This is a genomic window from Pantoea sp. SOD02, assembly GCF_024707505.1.
GTDB lineage: Bacteria > Pseudomonadota > Gammaproteobacteria > Enterobacterales > Enterobacteriaceae > Pantoea > Pantoea symbiotica.
Map to the genome: position 1 here is coordinate 3,368,652 of NZ_CP102604.1, position 20,003 is coordinate 3,388,654.

3 protein-coding genes are annotated in these 20,003 nt (G+C 58.7%); all 3 read right to left on the reverse strand.

From position 1 onward, the window contains the following. Nucleotides 1–41: 41 nt before the first annotated feature. Complete coding sequence (locus NR302_RS15600; protein ID WP_258143888.1) at nt 42–16,133, reverse strand: Ig-like domain-containing protein; 16,092 nt, start codon at nt 16,131–16,133, stop codon at nt 42–44. Between the two features lie 308 nt (nt 16,134–16,441). Further along, nucleotides 16,442–17,131 carry an EAL domain-containing protein gene (locus NR302_RS15605; protein ID WP_008107267.1) on the reverse strand — a complete coding sequence of 230 codons (690 nt, stop codon included), beginning with the start codon at nt 17,129–17,131 and terminating at the stop codon, nt 16,442–16,444. A gap of 715 nt (nt 17,132–17,846) precedes the next feature. Beyond that, nucleotides 17,847–19,826 carry a biosynthetic arginine decarboxylase gene (gene speA / locus NR302_RS15610; protein ID WP_008107264.1) on the reverse strand — a complete coding sequence of 660 codons (1,980 nt, stop codon included), beginning with the start codon at nt 19,824–19,826 and terminating at the stop codon, nt 17,847–17,849. Between the last annotated feature and the right edge of the window lie 177 nt (nt 19,827–20,003).

The following is a 20,003-nucleotide window of genomic DNA, read 5'->3' on the forward strand; positions in this document are numbered from 1 at the left end:
ACATCCCTGTGCCCTAACTGCATCCCTGCATCACATAGCCATTAAGCCGTGTGGTTTTGGTGCGGTTGTTGCAGCAGTTCCTCCAGTGAAACGTTCACGCCTTCCAGCGTAATCAGTTGAGTACTGCTGTAACCCGTACCGGTACCATCACGGTCTATTGAGAGCACCGTATTGCCATCTGAAGTATGGTCCACTTTCACGAAATCATTAATATTACTTGTGGAATCATTCCAGCCGATAAGCAAGTTACTGACGTCAATTTTGTCGCCTTGCGCAACATTGAAGTCGGTCCAGGTATCGTGACCGTTACCGCCGGTAGCATCCGCACTCGCCAGTAAGTGATAAACCAGGGTATCTGCGCCGGCACCGCTGGTGATGGTGTCGTCGTAGGCACCGCCGGTCAGCGTGTCAGCCCCCGTGGTTCCTGTGATGGTTGGATGCAGCTCGATGGTGAACGACTGCGTGGTGATGGTGCCATCGCTTGCCGCCAGGGTGTAACTGAACACCTCTTTATGGGTAATGGATTGTCCATCCACGCCCGCATTCAGTGAGTAGGTGTAGCTACCGTTGGCCGCAATACTCAGCACACCAAAGTCCCCGGCAACCGACGTATTACCCACGCTGTGAACCGTGGTGATATCACCGTGTTCATTAGTGATACTCAAGGTTCCGGTGTGCGTACCGGTTGACGAGCCATAGATGCTGCCGCTGGCGTCGTGGTCGCTGGTGTTTTCTGCCACCAGGCTGTTAGTCGCCAGCAGCGTGCTGGTTGAAGCACCGTTATGCAGGTTCACCGTCAGGCTGGCCGAGGTCACCGCGCCGCTGGCATCACGCACCGAATAGGTGAAGACGTCGGTGGCTGGCACCAGATCGGCATCCAGTCCCGCCTTCAGCGTATAGGTGTAGTTACCATGCGAATCGATGGTCAACGTACCGTAGCTGCTGGTGATCACCGTGTTGCCGCTGGCCGCAATCGCATGTCCTGTCACCACCGTGACCGCCGTACCGTTCGGCACCGTACCGGCGACTGAACTGGTGTCGTTGGTCAACAGGTTGCCGGTGACGGTAGCCGCCACGGTCAACGCCAACGTCGTGATATCCGACGTGGTGGTAACCGTAGTTGATGGCAACACGCCAACGCCGGTGCTGGTGCCTAACAGCACGGCATAGTTACCGGTGCCGAGGTTGCTGTAAGTCACGTTGCCACCGGTTTGCGTACCAATGGTCAGGATGGTGGTGATGTAGTTGGCGTTGCTGGATTTCAGCAACCAGGTGCCGTTCGCCTGCTGTTGATACAGATACAGCGTGTAGTTAGACGTCAGGGCAACCAGGCTGGTGGCCGAGGCGTGCAACGTCACGGTACGGGTATCGCCGGTTCCCACGTTGAACATGTAGGCGTTGGTGTTGTTCAGAACACCCACTCCCACCGTGCTAAGCAGGTTAACGCTTAGCAACGCGGTGCTGGTCGAACTGGTATTGGCGTTGGTGATGGTGCCAGTTTGCGTGGTGTAATCCACTTCGTTGACATCATTGGCTGCCACGATACGAATCGCACCGGTCAGTGACGAGCTGGTCGATACGTTGCCTGCGCGGTCAGTCTGAATCACCGACAGCGAAGCACCGGTGGTCTGCGCCGTGCTCAGGCTAACCGACCATGTACCGCCGCTACCTACCGTCGCCGTACCCAGCGCGTTACCGCCCGCATCACGTACCGTTACCGTTGCCCCCACTTCACCGCTACCGGTCACCGTGGTACCGGCATCGTTGATCGCAAGGCCGCTGACAGCAGCCGGAGGCACGGTATCGACGTTTACCGTCACCGCCGTGTTACCGGTGCTGACGTTACCCGCCGTATCCGTGACCGTTACGCTTAACGGATGCGCACCGTTCGCCAATGCGGTTGGGGTGTAAGTCCAGCTGCCACCTGCACCAACGGTTACCGAGCCGAGCGCGGTAGTGCCATCGTAGATGGTGACAATCGCACCCACTTCCGCCGTGCCGTTCAGTACCGGCGTGGTGTCACGGGTGTACGCGCCATTGGTCAGCGTTACTGGCGTGCTGCCAGCGTCGTCGGTAATGGTGAGCGTACTGGCCGCTGGCGCGACGGTGTCGATGGTCAGCGTGGTTGAGGCATTCGGGCTCACGTTGCCCGCCGCATCGGTCGCCGTCACGTTCAGCGTGTGCGTGCCGTTGCTCAGCGTGGTGGAGACGAAGCTCCAGGTGCCGCCGCTGCCCACCGTGGTGGTGCCGAGCAATGTGGTGCCGTCGTACACGCTGATCCTTGCGCCGACTTCACCGTTACCACTCAACAACGGTGTGTTGTCGTTGGTGATGCCATTGTTCGGGATGGTCACCGCCGTGCTGCCGTTGTTATTGGCGGCCACAAGGTTGGTCACAGCCGCTGGCGGCGTAGTATCGATAATCACCGAGGCCGACGTCGTACCGCTAACGTTACCGGCGGTATCTGTCACCGTCACGCTCAGTGGATGCGTGCCGGTGGTCAACACGCCAGTAGTGAAGGTCCATGCGCCCGAGCCATTGGCAATCGTCGTTCCCAGCAGTGTGCTGCCATCGTAGATGGAGACACGGCTGCCCGCTTCCGCCACGCCACTCAAGGTTGGCGTGGTGTCATTGGTGGAACCGCCGCTCGGCACCGTGGTGTTGGTGACGTCGTTAGTGATCACCAGCGTTGACGCCGTTGGTGCCACGGTATCCACGGTAATGGAAACCGTCGCCGACGCGCTGCTGGTGTTACCCGCCGCATCGGTCACGGTGACGCTCAGTGGATGCGTACCGTTGCTCAGCGTGGCGGTGGTGAAGCTCCATGCACCCGAACCATTGGCGGTGGTGGAACCAATTGCGGTCGACCCGTCGTAGATGGTGACAATCGCGTTCGCTTCCGCCGTGCCGCTCAGGGTTGGCGTGGCGTCATCGGTGACTGCACCGTTTGCCAGCGTCCCCTGAATCGTACCGACATCATCGGTGATCACCAGATTGGTTACCGGATTCGGTGCCACAGTATCAATCGTCAAGGTGGTTGAGGCGTTAGGGCTTACGTTACCCGCCGCATCCGTTGCCGTGACGTTCAACGTGTGTGCACCGTTACTCAGCGCCGTTGAAACAAAGCTCCATGTGCCGTTGCTGCCCACCGTGGTGGTGCCCAGCAGCGTGGTGCCATCGTAGACGCTGATGCGTGCGCCAATCTCACCCGAACCGGTCAACAACGGCGTATTGTCGTTGGTCACGCCGTTGTTCGGAATGGTCACCGCCGTACTGCCGTTGTTATTCGCGGCAACAAGGTTAGTGACAGCCGCTGGCGGCGTGGTATCGATAATCACCGAAGCGGAGGTGCTGCCGCTAACGTTACCGGCAGCGTCCGTTACCGTGACGCTCAATGGATGCGTGCCGGTGGAAAGCACGCCGGTGGTGAAGGTCCATGCGCCTGTGCCACTGGCAATCGCCGTACCCAGCAAAGTGCTGCCATCGTAGATAGAGACACGACTGCCAGCTTCGGCCACACCGCTCAGGGTTGGCGTGTTGTCATTAGTGGAACCCCCGCTCGGCACCGTGGTGCTGGTGATGTCGTTGGTGATCACCAGCGTTGACGCCGTTGGCGCCACAGTATCCACGGTGATGGAAACCGTCGCCGATGCGCTGCTGGTATTACCGGCCGCATCTTTCACCGTCACGCTAAGCGGATGCACGCCGTTGCTCAGCGTCGCGGTGGTGAAGGTCCATGCGCCGCCCGTTCCGGCCACCACTGAACCCAACACGGTGGTGCCATCGTAGATGGTGACAATCGCATTGGCTTCCGCCGTACCGCTCAGGGTTGGCGTGGCATCATCGGTCACCGCACCGTTCGCCAGCGGCCCCTGACTTGCCCCCACATCATCGTTGATCGCCAGGTTAGTGACAGGCGCCGGTGCCACGGTATCCACCGTCAGAGTCAGCGTTGCGTTCGGGCTAACGTTGCCCGCTGCATCTCTCGCCGTGACGTTGAAGGTGTGCGCACCATCCGCCAGCGTTGGCGTGGTGAAGCTCCATGCACCGTTACTGCCGGCGGTGACAGAACCGATAATCGAGGTGCCATCACGGATAATCACCAGGCTGCCCGCTTCTGCCGTACCGCTCAGCGCTGGCGTGTTGTCATTGGTGCTGCCGTTATTGGCAATCGCTACCGGCGTGCTGCCGTTGTTGTTGGCTGCAGCCAGACCGGTTACGGCCACCGGCGCGACGGTATCAATAATTACCGTCGCCGAGGTGCTGCCGCTGACGTTACCGGCCGCATCAGTGACCGTGACGCTCAGTGGATGCGAACCTTGCGCCAGCACTGCAGTGGTGAAGGTCCATGCGCCGGTGCCACTGGCAATCGCCGTACCGAGCAGCGTGCTGCCATCGTAGATCGACACGCGACTACCGGCTTCCGCCGTGCCGCTCAGCGTTGGCGTGCTGTCGTTGGTTGAACCGCCATTCGGCACCGTGGTGCTGGTGATGTCGTTGGTGATCAACAAGGTTGAGTTAGCTGGTGCCACCGTATCGACATTGACCGTAAAGTTGGTCGCCGCGCTGGTGTTGCCCGCCGCATCGCGCACCGTCACGCTCAACGGATGCGATCCGTCGCTCAGCGCGGCGGTGGTGAAGCTCCATGCACCGCCCGTTCCGGCCACCACAGAACCCAACACCGTGGTGCCTTCCGAGATAATCACGATATTACCGGCGGTTGCGGTACCGGTCAGCGTTGGCGTGTTGTCATCGGTAGAGGCACCGCTGGTGAGCGTTCCTTGTGTCGCACCCACATTGTCAGAAACCACCAGATTGGTGACCGGCGTTGGCGCGGCTGTGGTTATGGTGAAGCTGATTGATGCATTCGGACTGACGTTACCGGCGAGGTCGGTAGCCGTCACGTTCAGGGTATGCAGACCATCCGCCAGCGTAGGTGAGGTGAAGCTCCATGCGCCATTGCTGCCAGCGGTGACAGAACCAATCACGGTAGTGCCATCGCGGATAACCACTACGCTGCCCGCTTCAGCCGTGCCGCTCAGCGCTGGCGTGTTGTCGTTGGTGTTGCCTCCTGCAGCAATCGCCACTGGCGAACTACCGTTGTTGTTGGCCGCCGCCAAACCGCTGACGGCCGTTGGTGCCACGGTATCCACGATCACCGTAGCAGTGCTGGATGCCACGCTGGTGTTACCCGCTGCATCTGTCACGCGGACGGTAAGTGGATGACTGCCTTCGCCCAGCACCGGTGAAATAAAGCTCCATGCGCCGCCTGTTCCGGCGGCAACCGAACCGAGCAAGGTCGTACCATCATAAACGCTGACGATACTGCCCACTTCCGCCGTACCGCTCAGGGTTGGCGTGTTGTCGTTGGTCGAACCGCCATTTGGCACAACTGTGCTGGTGACGTCGTTGGTGACCACCAGCGTCGAGGCATTTGGCGCCACGGTATCGACGGTAAGGTTCACCGCCGCAGAACGTGGTCCAATGTTCCCCGCCGCATCCGTCACGGTGACGCTCAGCGCATGTCCGCCCTGGCTCAGGGTTGGCGACGTGAAGCTCCATACGCCAAGTCCATTGGCGGTGGTCGAGCCGATAACGGTGTTGCCATCATAAACAGTGACAATGCCATTGGCTTCAGTGGTACCGGTAAGCTGCGGTGTGCTGTCGTTAGTCGAGCCATTGTTGGCAATCGGCACTGGCGAGCCACCGTTGTTATTAGCGGCAGCCAGGTCGGTGACAGCGACAGGGGCAACGGTATCAATAGTGAAGTTCACCGTTGGCGATGTTGCACCTGCATTGCCCAGCGAATCGACCGTGGTGATAAAGACGCCGTGCGCTCCATCAGTCAGCGTTGGCGTGAAGGTCCACTGTCCGGAAGCGCCGACCGTGACGCTGCCCAACACCGCTGCGCCATCGTGGATGGTGATCACATCGCCCACATTTGCCGCACCGGTTAATACCGGCGTACCGTCCTTGATATTAGCGCCGTCATTCACTGTAACCAGTGAACTGCCGCTATCGTCGGTGATCACCAGCGTACTGGCGGTAGGTGGCATATCCGCCGCGATATTCAGCGTAAACGCCGGGCTGCTCACCGCGCTGACGTTGCCTGCGGCATCGGTCACCGTGAAGGTAAAGCTATGCGAACCGTTCGAAAGCGCACTGCCCGGTGTGAAGCTCCATGTGCCGCCAGTGGCGATAACCGTACCCAGCAGCGTGGTGCCATCGTAAACCGACACGCGGCTGCCCGCTTCAGCGGTACCGCCCAGAGTTGGCGTGCTGTCATCGGTGGTTGCGCCTGACGTCAACGGACCGGTGCTGCCACCGACATTGTCCGTTGCCGTGAGGTTGCTGACCGTTGCCGGCGCGGCGGTATCGATATTGATAGTAATCGGCGTGGCTTCTGGGCCCGTAGTACCGGCGGCGTTGGTGACCGACACGGTGTAGCTGTGTTGACCATCTGCACGCACGCTGGTTTCGAAACGCCATACGCCGTTATCACCTACCGTGGTGGTGCCGAGTAAGGTGGTGCCTTCGTAGATGTTGATGGTGGTGCCCGCAACGCCGGTACCGCGCAACACTGGCGTGTTGTCGTTGGAGTAACCGTTATTCGCCACCTGCGAGGCTGTGGTATTGGCGTTGTTGTAGACGCCAAAGGTCAGCACCGCCGCTGGGGTTGAGGTATCCACCGTCAGGGAAACCGAGGCATTGGAGCTAATATTGCCCGCCGCATCGGTCACAGTGACGTTCAGCGTATGAGTCGCATCAGTCAGCGTGCTGGTGGTGATGCTCCATGCGCCGTTGCTGCCTGCCACGGTTGAGCCGACTAAGGTGGTGCCGTCGTAAACCCGCACGATGGCATTGGCTTCCGCCGTGCCGCTGATGGCTGGCGTGTTGTCATTGGTGATACCGCCATCCGCAATGGTCACCGGTGAGCCACCATTGTTGTTTTGCAACAGCAGATCGTCAGCCGGCTGCGGTGCGGTGGCATCCACTACCACGGTAAAGCTGGAGGATGGCGCACTGACGTTGCCGACCTCATCGGTCACGGTGGCGGTCAGCGTATGTGAACCGTCGGTCAACGCTGGAGAACTAAAGCTCCAGGTTCCGCCTGCCGTGGCCGTGGTGGTACCGATCACCGTGTTGCCATCGTAGATGGTGACCAGACTGCCCGCTTCCGCATTCCCGCTCAGCAACGGCGTGTTGTCGCTGGTGGTTGCGCCATTCGGTATCAGAACAGGCGAGCCGCCGTTGTCATTGTTAACCACCAGCGTGGTTGGCGCTGGTGCAACACTGTCGACGGTGAAACCAATCGCCGGTGACGCCGTACTCACGTTTCCTGCGGCATCCACCACGGTGGTGGTCAGACTGTGCAGCCCTTCTCCCAGCGTTGGCGATGTGAAGCTCCACTGGCCGTTGCTGCCCACCGAAGCACTACCGATGATATTTGTGCCATCACGGATGATCACCGTACTGCCCGCTTCGGCGGTACCGGTGAGGAATGGCGTGTTGTCGTTAGTGAAACCGCCGTTGGTAATCGCAACCGGCGACGTGCCTTCATCATTGCTGGCAACCACGTTCAACGCCGCAGCCGGTGGTGTGGCATCGATCACCACTCCGATGGTGCTCGGCGCACTAACGTTGCCCGCCGCATCGCTAGCGGTGACGCTGAAGGTATGGGTGCCATCCGCCAGCGCAGTCGCCGGCGTGAAGGTCCAGGTTCCGCCCGCACCGACGGTAGTCGATCCCAGCACGCCGTTCTGATCGGACACGGTGATGATGCTGCCCACCTGGCCAGAACCGCTCAGCACTGGCGTGCTGTCGTTGGTGAGACCGCCGTTTGGAATGTTAACTGGCGTGCCGATATCGTTGGTCAGCGTCAGCCCGGTTGCTGCTGGCGGTGCCACGGTATCAACGGTGACGGTGATGGTGCTGCTGGCCGGTCCGGTGTTACCCGCCGCGTCACGTACGGTCACGCTCAGGTTGTGGGTGCCATCGGTCAGACTTGGTGAGAAGCTCCAGGCGCCCAGCGCATTAGTAACAGCGCTGCCGAGCACGGTGGTGCCGTCAGACACAATCACGATGCTGTTCGCTTCCGCCGTACCACTCAGCACTGGCGTGTTGTCGTTGGTGGTGCCGTTGTTGGCAATCGGTACCGGCGAACCGCCATTGTCATTGTTGAGCGCCAGCCCAGTTGCCGCGCCTGGCGCAACGGTATCCACCGTAAAGGCGATGGCCGTGGACGCCGGGCCGACGTTACCCGCCGGATCGGTGACGGTCGCCGTCAGGCTGTGACCGCCTTCGCCCAGCGTTGGCGTGGTGAAGCTCCACTGGCCGTTGCTGCCGACAATCACGGAGCCCAGCACAGTGGTGCCATCCAGCACCGTCACCGTGCTGCCCGCTTCGGCAGTACCGGCAATCGCAGGAGTGGCGTCGTTGGTGGTGCTGCCTGCGGCGATGGTGACCGGTGTGCCGCCGTTATTGTTGTTAAGGGTAATCGCCGTTGGAGCCACCGGCGGCGTGGTATCGATGCTGAAGTTCAGCGCCGCAGATGGCGCACTGATGTTGCCTGCAGGATCGGTCACGGTGGTGGTCAGGCTGTGTGCGCCCTCGCCCAACGCCGTGGCGGGTGTGAAGCTCCAGGTGCCGCCGCTGCCGACCACCACCGAACCGAGCACCAGGCTGCCATCAGAGATGATGACCGTGCTGCCCACTTCGGCGTTGCCGCTTAACACTGGCGTGGTGTCGTTAGTTGCGCCACCTGCCGCAATCGGAACCGCCGTTTGGCCGGAATCATTGCTCAACTGCAGACCGGTCGCCGCTGATGGTGCCTGCGTATCCACGGTAAAGGTGATGGCGGTAGATGGTGAGCTGCTGTTGCCTGCGGCGTCGGTCACGGTCGCCGTCAGGCTGTGACTGCCCTGACTCAGCGCTGGTGTAGTGAAGCTCCATGCGCCGCCGCTACCTGCAATCGCCGTGCCCAATACGGTAGTGCCATCACGCACGGTGACGATGCTGCCCGCTTCGGCACTGCCACTCAACACCGGTGTGGTGTCGTTGGTGGCGCCGCCCGTAGCAATCGGCGTTGGTGTACTGCCCTGATCGTTATTGAGGACCACCGCCGTTGCCGCTGGCGGTGGCGTGGTGTCGATAGTCACAGCAATCGCCGTTGATGCCGGGCCCACGTTACCCGCCGTATCGGTGACGGTCGTGGTCAGGCTGTGCGTACCCGGATCAAGAGGTGTGGTGGGCGTGAAGCTCCATTTGCCATCGGTACCCACGGTGGTGCTGCCCAGCACCGTGGTGCCATCACGCACGGTAACCACGCCGCCCGCTTCGGCGCTGCCGCTTAATACCGGCGTGGTGTCGTTGGTGCTACCGCCAGCGGCAATTGGCACTGGCGTGCTGCCGTTGTCATTGCTGAGCTGCAGCGCAGTGGCGGCGGCTGGCGGTGTGGTATCCACGCTGAAAGTGATTGGTGTTGACGCGCCGCTGCTGTTGCCCGCTGGATCGGTGACGGTAGTGGTCAGGCTATGCGCGCCGTCGCCCAGCGCGGTGGCTGGCGTGAAGCTCCAGCTGCCGTCGCTGCCCGCTGTCGCGGTGCCCAGCACCGTGGTGCCGTCGCGCACCGTGACGGTGCTGCCCGCTTCCGCCGTGCCACGCAATATTGGCGTGCTGTCGTTGGTGATGCCGCCAGTGGCAATGATGGTGCCGCCATCGTTGCTCAACTGCAGACCGGTTGAGGTGGCTGGAGCCTGGGTATCAACGGTGAAGTTGATTGGCGTAGACGGATCGCTGACGTTACCCGCTGCGCTGGTGACGGTGGTGGTCAGGCTATGTTCGCCTTCGCTCAACGCTGGCGTGCTGAAGCTCCAGCTGCCGCCGCTGCCGACCACAACGGTGCCCAGCACGGTGCTGCCATCCAGCACTGTTACCGTGCTGCCCGCCGCCGCCGTACCGCTGATCACCGGCGTGGTGTCGTTGGTGGCGCCGTTATTCGCAATAGGAACTGGTGTGCTGCCGTTGTCGTTATTCAGCACCACGCTGCCTGCCACTGGCGGCTGCGTGGTGTCGATGTTGACGGTGATCGGCGTCGAGGTTGGGCCGACGTTACCGGCTGGATCGGTGACGGTGGTAGTCAGCGTATGCTCACCCGCCGTTAACGGCGTGGTTGGCGTAACGCTCCACGAGCCATCGCTGCCAACGGTCACGCTGCCAATCACGGTGGTGCCATCACGTACCGTGACGATGCTGCCCGCTTCGGCGGTGCCGCTCAGCGCTGGCGTGGTGTCGTTGGTGGTGCCGCCTGCGGCAATCGGTACCGGCGTCGTGCCTTCGTTGTTGCTCAGCTGCAGACCCGTTGCCGCCGCAGGTGGTGTGATATCCACGGTGACCACAATTGGCGTAGATGGCGCACCGGTGTTGCCCGCTGGGCTGGTAACGGTGGCGGTCAGGCTATGGCTGCCCTCGTTGAGTGCTGGCGTGGTGAAGCTCCATGTTCCGCCGCTGCCAACCGTCACGGTGCCGAGCACGTTGCCGCCATCAGAAACGGTAATGATGCTGCCCGCTGCTGCGGTGCCGCTCAATACTGGCGTTGCATCGTTGGTTGCCGCGCCAGAGGTAATCGGAACTGGCGTGCCGCTGGTGTCGTTACTCAGCTGCACACCGCCCGGTGCTGGCGGTGCCGTAGTGTCGATGGTGAAGGTTAACGGCGTGCTCGCTGCGCCGGTATTGCCCGCCGCATCGGTCACGGTGGTGGTCAGGCTGTGCGCACCATCGCCGAGCGTTGGAGAGGTAAAGCTCCAATTGCCATCGTTGCCGACGGTAACCGAACCTAACGGCGTGCCGCCATCGGAAACCGTCACAATGCTGCCCGGCTCCGCGCGACCACTCAATACTGGCGTCACATCGTTGGTGGTGCCGCCATCCGCGACCGGCACCAGCGTGCCGCTGCCATCATTGCTGAGCTGCAGATCGGTGGCGGCTGCGGGTGGTGTGGTATCAACAATCACAATCACCACTGACGATGAAGGGCCAACGTTACCGGCCGTATCGGTGACGGTGGTGGTGAGATTGTGCTGTCCTTCAGTCAGCGGAGTGGTTGGCGTGAAGCTCCAGTTGCCGTCGGTGCCGGTGGTTGCAGTGCCCAGCACGGTGGTGCCATCACTCACCGTAACGGTGCTGCCCGGTTCGGCGGTGCCGTTGAGGGTTGGCGTGGTGTCGCTGGTGGTGCTGCCTGAGGCCAGCGGCGTACCGTCGTCATTGGTGAACTGCACATTGCCCGCCGCCGCAGGCGGTTGGGTATCGATGGTCACGGTCACCGGCGTCGAAGCCGGACCGGTATTGCCGGCTGGGTCGGTAACGGTTGAAGTCAGGCTATGACCGCCATCGCTCAACGGTGGCGTGGTGTAACTCCAGGTGCCGTCTGTACCTACCGTGGTGGTGCCGAGCACAGTGGTGCCATCCGAGATGGTTACCGTACTGCCCGCTTCACCGCTGCCGGTCAGCGTTGGTGTATTGGTGTTAGTGCTGCTGCCATCCGGGATCGGCACGCCAGCACCATCTTCCAGCCCCACGCCGGTTGGTGCGCCTGGCACTACGGTATCGATGGTGATGTTGATGGTTGGCGAATCGGTATCGACGCCGGTGGTGGCGTTAGTGGCGACAGCGTGGAAAGCGTAGTTGCCATCGGCCAGCGCCGCTGGCGTGAAGTTCCACTGCCCATCGCTGCCCGCGACGGTGCTGCCAATGACGGTGGTGCCGTTATACAGCGTGATGAGATCGCCCGCGCCCGCCAGCCCGCTGAGAATTGGCGTGGTGTCGTGGGTGCTGGAGTTGTTTGGCAGTTCAACCAGCGTGCTGCCGCTGTCGTCGGTGACCACCAGCAAGCTGCTGGTCGCCGGAACGCCGGCATCGACATTCAGGGTAAATACCGGCGACGACGGGCTCACGTTGCCTGCCGCATCGGTAACGGTGGTGGTCAGGCTGTGTTGGCCGTTGGTCAGCGCGTTATCTGGCGTGAAGCTCCAGCTGCCGTCGCTGCCCGCTGTCGCTGAGCCCAGCAATGTGGTGCCGTCATACACACGCACCACCGATCCCGCTTCGGCGGTGCCGGTCAGGGTTGGCGTGCTGTCATCGGTGATAGCGCCAGAGGTCAACGGACCGGTGCTGCCGCCAACGTTATCGTTGACCACCAGGCCACTGACCGGCGCTGGCGCGATGGTATCTACGCTGAAGGCGATCGGTGTGGTCGCCGGGCTGACGTTACCTGCCGCATCGGTGACGGTGGTGGTCAGGCTGTGATTGCCTTCCGCCAGCGTCGGCGTGGTGAAGCTCCAGTTACCGTCGCTGCCAACGGTAACGGTGCCAAGCACGGTGTTGCCATCCAGAATCGTGACTTTGCTGCCCGCTTCCGCCGTGCCGCTCAGCACTGGCGTCGCATCATTGCTGGCCCCTCCCGCAACAATCGGCTGGGTAATGCTGCCCGCGTCGTTGGTGAGTTCCACACCGGATGCGGCATCCGGCGCGATGGTGTCCACGATGATGTTGATGGTTGCAGTATCTGTAACGTTGCCGTTGGCATCGGTGATGGTGCCATGCAGCGCGTGCGGGCCATCCGTCAGACCGCTGAGGTAGAAGATCCACTGGCCGTTGCTGCCCGCCGTGGTGCTGCCCAGCAAGGTGGTGCCGTCATACAGTGTGATGATGTTACCAGCACCCGCCACCCCGCTTAATACCGGGCTGTCGTTGTTGGTGCTGGCACCGTCAGTCAACTGCGCGACGGTATTGCCGTTTTCGTCCGTCACTTCCAGCGACGAAGTGGCAGGAGGAATATCTGCATCAACGGTGATAACAATCGGCGGGCTGGCTGGGCCAACGTTACCGGCCGTATCAGTTGCCGTGACGGTAAAGGTGTGATTGCCGTTGCTCAGCGCTGGCGTGGTGAAACTCCAGCTGCCGTCGGTGCCCACGGTGGTGTTGCCCAGCAGCGTGGTGCCATCGTAAATGCTGATAGTGGCATTCGGCTCGCCAGTGCCGCTCAGGGTTGGTGCGCGGTCATCGGTGGTGTCGCCAGAGGTTAATGGTCCTTGTACCGCGCCCACGCTATCTTCAATCACCAAATTGCCCACCACGGCTGGCGGCGTGGTATCCACCGTCACGGTGACCGGTGATGATGCCGGACCGGTATTGCCGGCAGGATCGGTGACGGTGGTGGTCAGGCTGTGATTGCCATCAGCCAGCGTTGGCGTGGTGAAACTCCAGTTGCCATCGCTGCCGACCGTTGCAGTGCCGAGCACGGTGGTGCCATCCGAAACGGTCACGGTGCTGCCCGGTTCGGCCGTGCCACTGAAGGTTGGCGTATTGTCATTGGTGGTGCTGCCTGCGGCAATCGGCACTACGGTACCGCCGTTGTTGTCACTCAGTTGCAGATCGGCTGCCGCCGCAGGCGCAACGTTATCAATGGTGATAGTGAGCGTGCCGGAATCGGTCACATTGCCGGTGGTATCTGTCGCCGTGGCGTGGAAGGCGTAAATCCCGTCTGGCAGCGCGCCGGGCGTAAAGCTCCACTGACCATCAGCACCTGCCACGGTGCTGCCCAGCAGCGTGGTGCCGTTGTACAACTCAATCACCGCGCCCGCTGACGCCAGGCCGCTAAGAATTGGCGTGGTGTCATGCGTGCTGGAGCCGTCTGGCAGGATTTTCAGCGTACTGCCGCTGTCATCGGTGATTTGCAGCGTACTGGTGGTCGGCGCGACGCCCGCATCAACCGTGAAGTTCACCCCGGTTGTCGCTGGGCTGACGTTGCCGGCCGCATCGGTCAGCGTCACGCTCAGCGTGTGCTGGCCATTGTTCAGCGCTGGCGTCGTGAAACTCCAGGTGCCATCGCTGCCGACAGTAACGCTGCCGAGCAGCGTGCTGCCATCGTAGATTTTAACGATGGCGTTAACTTCGCCGTTGCCGCTCAGCGTTGGCGTGTTGTCATCGGTAGTCGAACCCGCAGTAATTGGGCCGGTAGCTCCGCCGACGTTATCGCTGATCACCACATTGCTGGCCCCTGCTGGAGCCTGGGTATCCACGGTGAAGATGATCGGGCTGGAGGTTGGACCAACGTTCCCTGCTGCATCGGTGACGGTGGCGGTAATGCTGTGGCCGCCCTCCGTCAGCGTTGGTGAAGTGAAGCTCCATGTGCCGTTGCTGCCCACGGTTGCGGTGCCGAGTATGGTATCGCCATCACGCACGGTGACGGTGCTGCCCGGTTCTGCGGTGCCGCTCAGCACCGGGGTGGTGCTATTGGTCGCACCACCGGAAGCGATCGGTTGCAGCGTGCTGCCATCGTTATCACTCAGCGTGACGCCACCGGCCGCAGCAGGTGGCACGGTATCTACGGTGATGGTGATAACCGGCGTTTGCGTCACGTTGCCAGAGGTATCGGTTACCGAGGCGTGGAACGCGTAACTGCCATCTGCCAATGCGGCTGGTGTAAAGGTCCACTGTCCATCGCTGCCCGCGACCACGCTGCCCAACGCGGTGCTGCCGTTATACAGCGTGATCAGTGCGCCAGCAGTTGCCAGACCACTCAAGGTTGGTGTGTTGTCGTGCGTGCTGCCGCCATTGCTGAGCTGCACCAGCGTATTGCCGGAATCGTCGGTGATTTCGAGCGAGGTGGTTGCGGGGGGAATACCGGCCTGCACGTTGATATCATAAGGTGCTGAAGGCGCACTGACGTTGCCCGCCGCATCGGTTAAGGTCACCGTCAGGCTGTGGCTACCGTTGCTCAAAGCTGTGGTGGTGTAACTCCAGGTTCCGTCGCTACCCACGACCGCCGTACCCAGTAGCGTTTGCCCATCGTAGACGCTGACAATCGCGCCCACTTCACCGCTACCGGTAAGCGTTGGCGTGTTGTCATCGGTAGTGCCGCCATTGGTTACCGTACCGGAACTGCCGCCCGAGTTATCGTTGACCAGCAGGTCAGTTACTGCTGTCGGAGCTTGCGTGTCCACGGTGAAGGTGATGGTGGTGGCTGGGCTGGTATTCCCTGCTGCATCGGTTGCGGTGATGCTCAGCGTATGGCTACCCTGACTGAGTTCGGGGCTGGTAAAGCTCCAGGCACCGTTGCTGCCGACAGTGACACTGCCAAGCACCGTATCGCCATCGCGAATGGTGATAATCGAGCCCGCTTCAGCGGTTCCGCTCAGCACTGGCGTGGTGTCTTTGGTTGCGCCGCCGTTGGAGATTGGCTGCGCAGTGGTACCGCTATTGTTAATCACGCTCAGGCCGCCAACGGCGGTTGGCGCGACGGTATCCACGGTGAAATCTACCGGATTAGTCGCCGAGCTGGTGTTACCCGCCGCGTCGGTGACGGTGGCGGTCAAGCTGTGCTGACCGTCCGTCAGCGCAGGCGTGGTAAAGCTCCAGCGGCCATCCGCGCCAACGGTCACCGTGCCGAGCAGCGTGGTGCCATCGTAAATGCTGACAATGGCGCCCGCTTCAGCGGTGCCGCTTAAGGTTGGCGTATTGTCATCGGTAATCGCGCCCGCACCAATCGCGCCCTGGTACGGCCCAACCGTGTCGTTAATCACCAAATCCGTGATGGCGGTTGGCGGCGTAGTGTCATCGCCACCACCGGGATTGGTTGGGTTGGTCGGATTGGTCGGGTTAGTAGGATTGCCGCCGTTGTTGCCGTCATCGGGGTTACTCGGCGTGGCATTTCCGCCACCGCCACCGCCCGAACCGGCAAACATCGCACCTAAACCAGCCAGCGCCGCACCACCGATACCGAAGGCGGCGATGGTGCCGTCATTGGTGGTGTTTTCCGCTAACAGCCCTTCGGTGCTGTCGATTGAGACGTAATGGAAACCTTCAGTACCGGGATCTTCAACCCACCACATCGCGCCGCGATCGTCCTGCAGGACCAGATCGCTATCACCGTTCGGGCTGTAAAAATTATGAATAACAAGGACTTCACCAGATTTTGTGGTGACGACTAAATCATTACCATTGCGTGTGAAAGACTTAATATCAGACTGATTAAGATGCAGCTTCACCAAACTCGGAGCGGTCAAATTAACTTGATTTCCACTCAGCTCAGAAGCAACGGTCCCACCTTTTGGGGTTACTGAGATATTATTCATGTTATCGAGATCCCGCGAAGTTCCATTAAAATGCCCGGCATCCGCAGACACCGGCTTTTACCGTGAATAATCACCATGAATATTCACTTTTTCTCTTGTTCGATCTCATACAGGCTAAGAATGAAATCGCGTTGAGTTTTGTTTAGCCGCCATCCTGATAACTGATTGGATTTATTTCTAAAAATCACCACGGGAAAAAGTTTTATTTTCTCAATTGGCCGGGCACAAATGACGTGAAACGCATGGAGCCCAGGCTTTGACATTTTTCACTTCCCCGAGGGATGAAACCAATCCAGTAATATTCAGGATTATGCTAATAAATCATCGAGATAGACGCTCTGCCACAGATAACCCTGCATGCCATAAATCGCTTTATGCGCTAGCAGGTTGACCTGTTGTTGATTTTCAACACCCTCAACGATGACGCCGTTGCATAATTCGTTGAGATGGTCGAGCAGAATGTCAAAGGTGCGACCGTCGCCAAATTGCCAAAAAAATTCTTTGTCAATCTTGACGATTTCAAATATTCCGCTATCGAACATGGAAAGGTTGGAATAACCCGGACCAAAGTCGTCGAGCCATAAAGGGGCGGGAGTCACTTTCGCAACACCTTTTAAAATCAACAGATCGGCGCTATTAAATCGCGCGGTGAAGAATGCTGATATTTCCAGACGCAATAGCGTCAGTTGAGCCAGTTTTTCTTGTATTTCAGCATCTTTAAAAATGCTGGCTACGATATCTCTATCAACATTGACACTGACAATCTGGTCGAACCCTTTCTGGTATAGCTGAATAAGTTTTTCGATCTGGTGGAGGAATAACTGCCATTTAACGTCAGCAGAAAGCTGACTGAAGAACCCAACATCCCTTTCAGGATTACGCTTATTATTGATGTCTGCGTCATCTGCAAGACGCGTTAACAATTCCCTGGCAATCACCTGGCCGGATAAATCATAAACCGGCTCTAACAAGAACACTGTCTTCGGTTGATTGCTCATTTCACATCCTTACTGCAACTGCCTGATAGCATTAAACTGTCAGGATTTCTCATGTGAGAAGTAAGGTAAACATTGATAAAACTTAATGTCTTAACTGAAGGTTAACGTACAACTTACACTTTGAGAAATAGATTTCAGTAAACACCACTGACAACTTCAATCGTTTAAACCAATCAATAACGTAAGTAAATTTCTTTAAAATTCATAAAAACCTCGGATAAATCTGAGAAAAATTTAACTTAACGCTAACCTTGACAGCTCAACAAAACACGAACAAATTGAAAAATAACAATAAAAAGCAAATTAGCATTGATTGATTTTTATACTTATCTCAAATTTGAAAATGTTTCATCTGGAATTCATGATTCCAATAAGCTCCAATAAATAAAGTTATCGCGAGTGACTATTCAATCCTTAATGTTTAAATTTTGATTATGCATTGCAAGGAATACATAACAGATAAGCTGCTTAATCACTGATTAATCATTAGGTAATGTAAGGGCATTGGCGAAAAAGGAGGTTGTTACTGATTGGCTTTATCAGCAAAAAGAAAGAGATAGCACTGAAGATATAAATGCGATTTTTTGGCGGCAGGTTAAAAATAAGCGAAGAGTGATCGTCTTCACAAATAGAATTAAAAGGTTGAGGATGTGCGAGAATATAGCAGGAAAAGAGAAAACCGAGCCCTTTACGGGCTCGGTTTGAGAGCAGTTAATTACTCATCTTCTAAATAGGTGTAACCGTACAGGCCGCTTTCAAATTCTGCGAGGAACTGCGCACGCAGCTCTTCAGGAATATCGGTCTGCTGGGTCACCTGATCGCGGAACAGCGTCATTAGATCGTTCGGATTAAGCTGTACGTATTCGAGCATATCCGCCACGGTATCGCCCTCATCCGACAGCTGCACTTCCACGCTGCCATCCGGGAACGCAAACACATCAACCGCTTCGGTGTCACCGAACAGGTTGTGCATGTTGCCGAGAATTTCCTGATACGCGCCGACCATAAAGAAGCCGAGCATCGGCGGATTGTCGATGTCGTATTCCGGCATCGGCATGGTGGTGGCAATGCCATCGCCATCGACGTAGTGATCGATGGTGCCATCGGAGTCACAGGTGATGTCGAGCAACACCGCGCGACGCTTCGGCATTTTATTCAGCCCTTCCAGCGGCAGCACCGGGAATAGCTGATCTATGCCCCACGCATCCGGCATCGACTGGAACAGCGAGAAGTTGACGTAAATCTTATCCGCCATACGCTCCTGCAGCTCATCAATGATCGGGCGATGCGCGCGGTTGCTTGGGTCGAGGTGCTGCTGAATATAGTGGCAGATGCTCAGGTAAAGCTGTTCTGCCCAGGCGCGCTGACCGAGATCGTAGGTGCCTGACGAATAACCGGTATGGATGTCGAACAGATCCATTTGGCTATCGTGCAGCCATTCACGCAGCGAACGACGCACGTCAGGTTCGTGCATCTCTTGCCACGTATCCCACAAACTCTGAATCGGACGCGGTGAATCGGCATCCGGTGCCACCGGCGTGCTGAACTCGTTACGCTCAACACCAATGATGTTGGACACCAGCACGGTGTGGTGCGCCGTCACCGCACGACCTGATTCGGTGATCACGGTTGGATGTTCCAAACCGTTCTCTTCACAGGCATCGCCGATTGCCCAAATCACGTTGTTGGCGTATTCGTTCAGGCCGTAGTTGACCGAGCAATCAGACTGCGAGCGTGTTCCTTCATAATCCACGCCCAAACCGCCGCCCACATCGAAGCATTTGATGTTAACGCCCAGCTTCGCCAGCTCAACGTAGAAACGCGCCGACTCACGCACGCCGGTGGCGATGTCGCGGATGTTGGACATCTGCGAACCGAGATGGAAGTGCAGCAGCTGCAGGCTATCGAGACGACCCGCTTTGCGCATAATGTCGACCAGCTGCAATACCTGCGATGCCGCCAGACCAAACTTCGACTTCTCACCACCGCTCGACTGCCACTTGCCCGAGCCCTGCGACGCCAGACGCGCGCGGATACCAAGACGCGGAATCACGTTCAGACGCTCGGCCTCTTCCAGCACCAGACGCACCTCGGTCATCTTCTCGATCACCAGATAGACTTTGTGACCGAGCTTTTCGCCGATCAGCGCCAGACGAATGTATTCGCGATCTTTATAGCCGTTACAAACAATTACTGAACGGGTTTTACCGGCGTGGGCCAGCACCGCCATCAGCTCGGCTTTCGAACCGGCCTCTAAGCCCAGCGGTTCGCCAGAGTTGACCAGCGACTCAATCACGCGCTTATGCTGGTTAACCTTGATCGGGTAAACCAGGAAGTAGTCACCTTTATAGCCGTAAGATTCACGCGCGCGTTTGAAGGCGGCGTTAATCGAACGCAGACGATGCTGGAGAATCTGCGGGAAGCAGAACAGCGCTGGCAGACGTTGGCCGTCGGCTTCGCGCTCTTTCACCAGTTTCGCTAAGTCAACGCGCACTTCCGGCTGATCCGGATCGGGACACACGCTGATGTGCCCCAGCTCGTTGACGTCGTAATAATTGTTTCCCCACCAGGCAATATTGTAGGTACGCAGCATTCTGCTTGCTTCCTGATCGTTCATCGCCACCTCCTGCATGGAGCGGAGTACACCTTGTTCGCCAGCTGACGAACCCTTGATATTCTTCATGTCGTCAGACATCGCGAACCTCAATTTTCCGTTGAAATATGAATTTGTTACCGAGTTTTGTCATGGTGGCGCCGGGTAAAAATTGCCTCATCCTGCTTGCTGCCTCTGTAAGGTTGCAATGTGCAAAGCTGACTCTAAGTGTAAAACACCGCACCGAAGTCGGGGCAAATAGCCTGAGACTTCCACGGT